4 protein-coding genes and 4 pseudogenes are annotated in these 5,262 nt (G+C 66.5%); 3 read left to right on the forward strand and 5 right to left on the reverse strand.

Going from position 1 to position 5,262, the window contains the following annotated elements; translation table 11 throughout:
* The coding region (locus tag AZE13_RS33070; protein ID WP_258528180.1) for a reverse transcriptase domain-containing protein at positions 1 to 539 on the forward strand (539 nt) is incomplete at its 5' end.
* 108 nt (positions 540 to 647) lie between these two features.
* Here the strand turns inward: AZE13_RS33070 and AZE13_RS33075 are convergent.
* Positions 648 to 1,055, reverse strand: coding sequence for a transposase (locus AZE13_RS33075; RefSeq protein ID WP_066940476.1), 408 nt, complete (start codon positions 1,053 to 1,055; stop codon positions 648 to 650).
* Positions 1,056 to 1,177: 122 nt separating this feature from the next.
* Between AZE13_RS33075 and AZE13_RS33080 the strand changes: the two are divergent.
* Together AZE13_RS33080 and AZE13_RS35150 are read left to right on the forward strand one after the other, a co-directional pair.
* Positions 1,178 to 1,429, forward strand: a pseudogene (locus AZE13_RS33080) (ATP-binding protein); the annotation flags it as partial.
* Positions 1,426 to 2,376, forward strand: a pseudogene (locus AZE13_RS35150) (IS1380 family transposase). The pseudogenes AZE13_RS33080 and AZE13_RS35150, both read left to right, overlap by 4 nt.
* 71 nt (positions 2,377 to 2,447) lie before the next feature.
* Here AZE13_RS35150 and AZE13_RS33095 read toward each other — a convergent pair.
* From AZE13_RS33095 to AZE13_RS37375, 4 genes and pseudogenes are all read right to left on the reverse strand, one after another.
* Positions 2,448 to 3,681, reverse strand: a pseudogene (locus AZE13_RS33095) (IS3 family transposase).
* A 197-nt stretch (positions 3,682 to 3,878) separates the two neighbouring features.
* Positions 3,879 to 4,271 (reverse strand): annotated as a pseudogene (locus AZE13_RS38865) (transposase); the annotation flags it as partial.
* A gap of 90 nt (positions 4,272 to 4,361) precedes the next feature.
* Positions 4,362 to 4,619 carry a hypothetical protein gene (locus AZE13_RS33110; protein ID WP_258528181.1) on the reverse strand — a complete coding sequence of 86 codons (258 nt, stop codon included), beginning with the start codon at positions 4,617 to 4,619 and terminating at the stop codon, positions 4,362 to 4,364.
* A gap of 39 nt (positions 4,620 to 4,658) precedes the next feature.
* Positions 4,659 to 5,249 carry a transposase gene (locus tag AZE13_RS37375; protein ID WP_079124646.1) on the reverse strand — a complete coding sequence of 197 codons (591 nt, stop codon included), beginning with the start codon at positions 5,247 to 5,249 and terminating at the stop codon, positions 4,659 to 4,661.
* Between the last annotated feature and the right edge of the window lie 13 nt (positions 5,250 to 5,262).

Consider the following 5,262-nt stretch of genomic DNA (forward strand, 5'->3'; position numbering starts at 1 on the left):
CCCTGACCGGGACTCCGCAAGGAGGGATCGTCTCTCCGCTGCTGGCCAACATCTATCTCTCGGTAATGGACCGACATTTCTCGCGGATCTGGGACCAGGAGATGCCCCCGCCATGGCGTCGGCAGTATCGACGTCGGACGGGGCGGCCGAACTTCCGCCTGGTGCGGTACGCCGACGATTTCGTCGTGCTCGTGCACGGCACGAAGTCCGAGGCCGAAGCACTCAAAGCGGAGATCGGTGAACTGCTGGCCCGCAAGCTGAAGATGACTCTCTCGGACGAGAAGACCCACATCACCCACATCGACGACGGCTTCGTCTTCCTAGGCTTCCACATCCAGCGGAGAACCTGGGGCGATCGCCGCGTCGTGCTCACCATCCCGTCCAAACAGGCTTTGGCGTCGGTGATGCACAAGATCAAGCAGCCAGCGCACGGGGATGACGACGGCGCTCCCGACGTGGTGGACGCACCGGCGGCGGGGACTGGCGGTGGTGGCGGTAGTAGGTGGCCCGGCTCACGCCGAGCGCGGCGCACGCCTTGACCCGTCCGACTACGCCGGTCAGGTCCTCCAGCGCCCGGGCCCGGGCGTCCTCGAAGACCGTGCTCGCCACTGGATCAGGCCCCAGCCCGTCCGTGTCCGCAGGGGGCGTCACTTGTTCTCGCCGTTGTTCGTGGCGCTGTCGGTGGCGAGCTGGCCGAGCAGCGCGGAGAGTTTTCCCTGGACCTCGATGACGGTGCGGGCCTTGCCCAGCTCCTGCTGCAGCTTGGCGTTCTCGGCCTTCAGCCGGGCGATCTCCTTGTCCCGCGGGTCGGCCTTCGGTCGTCCCGCCGACCCGGCGAGTGCCGTCTGCACGCCCCGGTCCCGTTGCTCCCGCCAGTTCGTGATCAGCGACAAGTACAGGCCCTCCCGGCGCGGCAGGGCGCTCTTGCCCTGCCGGTCGAGCGTCTCGTACTCGGCCAGGATCCTCGCTTTGTACTCCGCGGAGTACCGGCGCGGTCCGGTCGAACGGGATTCGACCTGCGGATCAGAGGTCCCGTGGTCGTTGGTGCTGGCCACCTGGAGCACTACTCCTTCTCCGCCCTCGACTCAATGAATCATCCAGTATGCCTGACTTGACAGAGAGGGGGACGGGGAAACCGGCACCGGAAACGGTGCACGGCGTCCCGTCCCCGACCCAACACCAACCGCTGGAACGGTCCGAGGAAAACCTGGTCTTCCAGGTCATCTCCAAGCGCTACGAGAAGGGCTCGATCATCCTGACCTCGAACAAGACCTTCGGCGAATGGGGCCAGGTCTTCGGCGACGAGGTCCTGGCCACCGCGATCCTCGACCGTCTCCTGCACCACTGCGAAGTCGTCTCGACTAACGGCAACAGCTACCGGCTCAAGAACCGCCTCCAGGCCATCGAGCGGGACACCGACGTGGCCTGAGCAGTGGTGCACATAACTTCGTACTCGGTGGTGCACTCAGAGCAGTACCTGGACACCCGGTCTACGGACGGGCCAAGCAGGGTGCTGCCTTCGGCTACACCCGCGGCTACCACCCGCAACTGGCCACGCTGGCCCACAGCAGCCAGATCCTCTGCTCACGGCTGCGGGGCGGAAGCGCCGCTGCGGCCCGCGGCGCGAAGTCCTTCTTGCCCCAGACCGTCAGCCGAACCCGCCACGCGGGAGCATCCGGACCGCTGACCGTCCGGGTGGACTCCGCGTTCTACTCCCAGGCCGTGTTGCTCACCGCCCGCAAACTGGACGTGCGCTTCTCGGTCACCGTCCGCCAGGACCCGAAGATCAAGGCCGCCATCGCCGCCATCCCCGACGACGCGTGGATGCCGATCCCGTACTGGCTCTCCACCCCGGAAGTCTCCGGCGCGGACGTCGCCGAGACCGCCTACACCTGCTTCGCGCACACCAAGACACCGGTCACCGTGCGGCTGATCGTGCGCCGGGCCCGCCCTACCCCCGGCTCCCAACTCGCGCTGTTCACCACCTACGACCACCACGCGTTCGTCACCGACCGGGCTGGGAGCGTCACCGAGCTCGAGGCCGATCACCGCCGACACGCCGTGGTCGAGCAGATCATCGCCGAGCTGAAGTCCGCCGGGCTGGCTCACCTTCCTTGAGGGCGTTTCACCGCGAACCCGGTCTGGCTCGCCCTGGCAGCCATGGCTCACAACCTCGGCCGCGCGGTCGGCATCCTCGCCAGCCACGACCTGGCCCGGGCCACCGCCGCAACCCTCCAACGCACTCTGTTCACCGTCCCGGGCCGACTCGTGCACACCGCCAGGCGGCTCCACCTGCGACTGCCCACCCACTGGCCCTGGGCCGACGCGTTCACACATGCTCTGACGGCCGTCACCGCACTGCCACAACACGGCTGACGCCACCAACACCGTCCCTACAACCCAGGACTGAGCTGCCCCGAGTTTCGTAGAGTCCGTTCTTGATTGATTCAGGCGGACTGCGGGACTCTCTTCTGGCCGTGCCAGAAGTCGTGTTCGTGCTTGGCGGGCGGTATGTAGTCGAACGCGGAGTGGAGGCGCTCTTCATTGCACCACGTGACCCATTGGAAGATCGCCCGCTCGACTTGATCGACGTCCTTCCAGGGCCCTGCATCTCGATCAGCTCTGCTTTGAAGGTGCCGTTTAGGGCCTCGGCCATCGCGTTGTCGTAGCTGTCCGCGACGGAGCCGACCGACGCTGAGGAACCGATGTCGGCGAGCCGGTCGGTATAGCGGATCGATACGTACTGGCTGCCGCGGTCGCTGTGATGGATCAGCCCGGAGTCCTTCTCGATCCTGCGGCGCCAGAGTGCCATTTCCAGGGCTTCCAGGGGCAGTTCGGTCCGCATATGGTTCGCGACTTGCCAGCCGACGATCATCCGGGAGTACACGTCCAGGACGAAGGCCACGTATGCCCATCCGGACCAGGTGCGGACATACGTCATGTCCGCTACCCAGAGCTGATCGGGCCAGGAGGCCGTGAAGTCGCGGTCGACCAGGTCCGGCGGGCGGGGAACCGACGGTTCCGCGACCGTGGTGCGGCGCCGCTGGCCACGAATGACGCCCTCGATGTCCAACTCGGCCATCAGCCGCTCGACGGTGCAGCGGGCCACGTCCACGCCCTCGCGCCCCAGTGCGCGGGTGATCCGGCAGGCGCCATAGGTGCCGCCCGATTCCGCGTGGATCTCCTCGATGACTGGCATCAGCTGCTCGTCGCGGAACCGGCGGGCCGACTTCAACCGCTTCTTGCGAGCAAAGTACGTCGACGGCGACAGCTCAAGGACCCGGCATACGGGATCGACCCCGAGACCTTTGTCACGCAGGTGGTCTACCACCTGCTCGGCCTCGTCCGGGAACGTTCGATCTCCTGGGCAAAAAACACGCTGGCGGCTTTAAGAATCTCGTTCGCCCGCTTCAACTCGGCATTTTCCTTGCGGAGTTGCTTGAGTTCCTCGTGCTCGGTGGTCGTGAGCCGGTCGTCGCGCTCGCCGCGGTCGGCCTCGGCCTGCCGGACCCAGCCGCGCAGGGCCTCCTTGTGGATGCCGAGATCCTTCGCGACATGGGCGATCGGCCGACCGGTGGTGCGGACCTCGCGGACCGCGCGCTCGCGGAGCTCGTCCGGGCATTTACGGGGTGCTGCCACGGTGCTGGTGGTTCTCCTTCGCCAGGACCGTAACCCTGGCATCAGGGACTCCACAAATCTCAGTACAGCTCAGACCTCGGAGAGGCCGGCAGACCGGCAGGTCCACACGCCCTCATCCCACCCAACACAACGACACCCGACGTCGCCGAACCACAGCACACAACAACAATACCGACCGGTGGATCCGGGCTAAGAGATCCTAACAAAGCCGTTGAACGTGCCTGTAGGTGACGAGACGCGAGGCCGAGGAAGGCCTCATGAATGTCGTCGCGTCGCTCCCAGCGGATCCGAAGCCGGCGGAAGCCGTGCAGCCAAGCGATTGTTCTTTCGACGACATACCGGAAGGTGCCCGGGCCGGAGCCGTGGGGCTGGCCTCGTTCGGCGATGACCGGACGGATGCCGCGCTGCCACAGCAGGCGGCGGTACTTGTCGTGGTCGTAGCCGCGGCCGGCGAGCAGGGCATCCGGCCGCCGCCGTGGCCGGCCCACCACCCCGGCTACCGCGGGGACCTTGTCGAGCAGGGGCAGGAGCTGGGTGACATCGTTGCGGTAGCCACCGGTCAGCGAGACCGCGAGCGGGATGCCCTGGCCCTCGACAAGGACGTGGTGCTTGCCGCCCGGCCGTGCGCGGTCGACCTGGGTGTGAGCGACGGCGATATTCGGCTCTGGCGATGATCCTGTGGTGGCGGGTGGGCGAGCGGTGGTCGACATGACTCAATGCGTCTACTCGTAAACGGTTGCCGCGCTGAGGGCTCGTGCGATGAAGGTCCAGTCGCCGTTGGCCGGAAGTTCTTCGCCGAAGTTCCGGTACCAGCCGTCCGAGCTGGCCATCCACGCGGCGAGGGCTTCGAGGAAGCGGTCGAGGGTGTGGTTCTCCCAATCGTGTCCACGCTGGAGGTAGCCCTGTTGCAGGTCGCGGACGAATGCGACCCGGCCATCGCGTGTGTATCTCGTCGTCAGGGGTGAGCGGCATGGGAGCAATCTAGCCTGTGGGCGTGCGGGGGTGCGATGACCTTGATGTCAGCTCCGGATGAGTATGCGCCGTCGGAGCAGTTCAAGGCTTGCACGTCCGTACCCCTTGCACTTGAGGAGCTTGATGCGCGTCACGGTGCCTTCGACCTGGCCGGAGCTCCAGGGGCTGGACAGGCCAGCCATAACTGCTTCCTGGTCCCGGCGCAGGCCGCCGATGAGGGAGTGCAGTGCGGGCAAGTCGTCGGCGAGGACGTTGTCCATCCAGGCGGGCAGCAGGGCGCCATGCCGTTGATGGAGCATGGTCGCGAAGTCGCGAATGTGCCTGGCTGCCGCGTCGAGGTGCGGGCAGGCAACCCGTATCTCCTTGAGGTCCTGCGCGTCGTCAGCGGAGAGCCGGGAGGGATCGGTCATGATCCAGCGGACGATGCGGCGCGGTCGCGGAGCAGAGCGAGGTGCGGGCGGCAGTCCGCGTTCCTTTGAAGGCCGCAGGTAGCGGCGGACGGTCTGGATGCCCCCGGAGTAGCCGATTCCCTGGAGTTCGCGGTAGAGCTGCGGGACGTCGTGGCACCCTTCGCTCCACCGTTGGTGCAGGTAGGTTCCTGTTAGGGCGCGTATCGGGTCGTGATCAATCTGTGGGATTCGCCCTCATGCC

The sequence above is a fragment of the Streptomyces sp. NBRC 110611 genome (assembly GCF_001590865.1).
Taxonomy (GTDB): domain Bacteria; phylum Actinomycetota; class Actinomycetes; order Streptomycetales; family Streptomycetaceae; genus Streptomyces.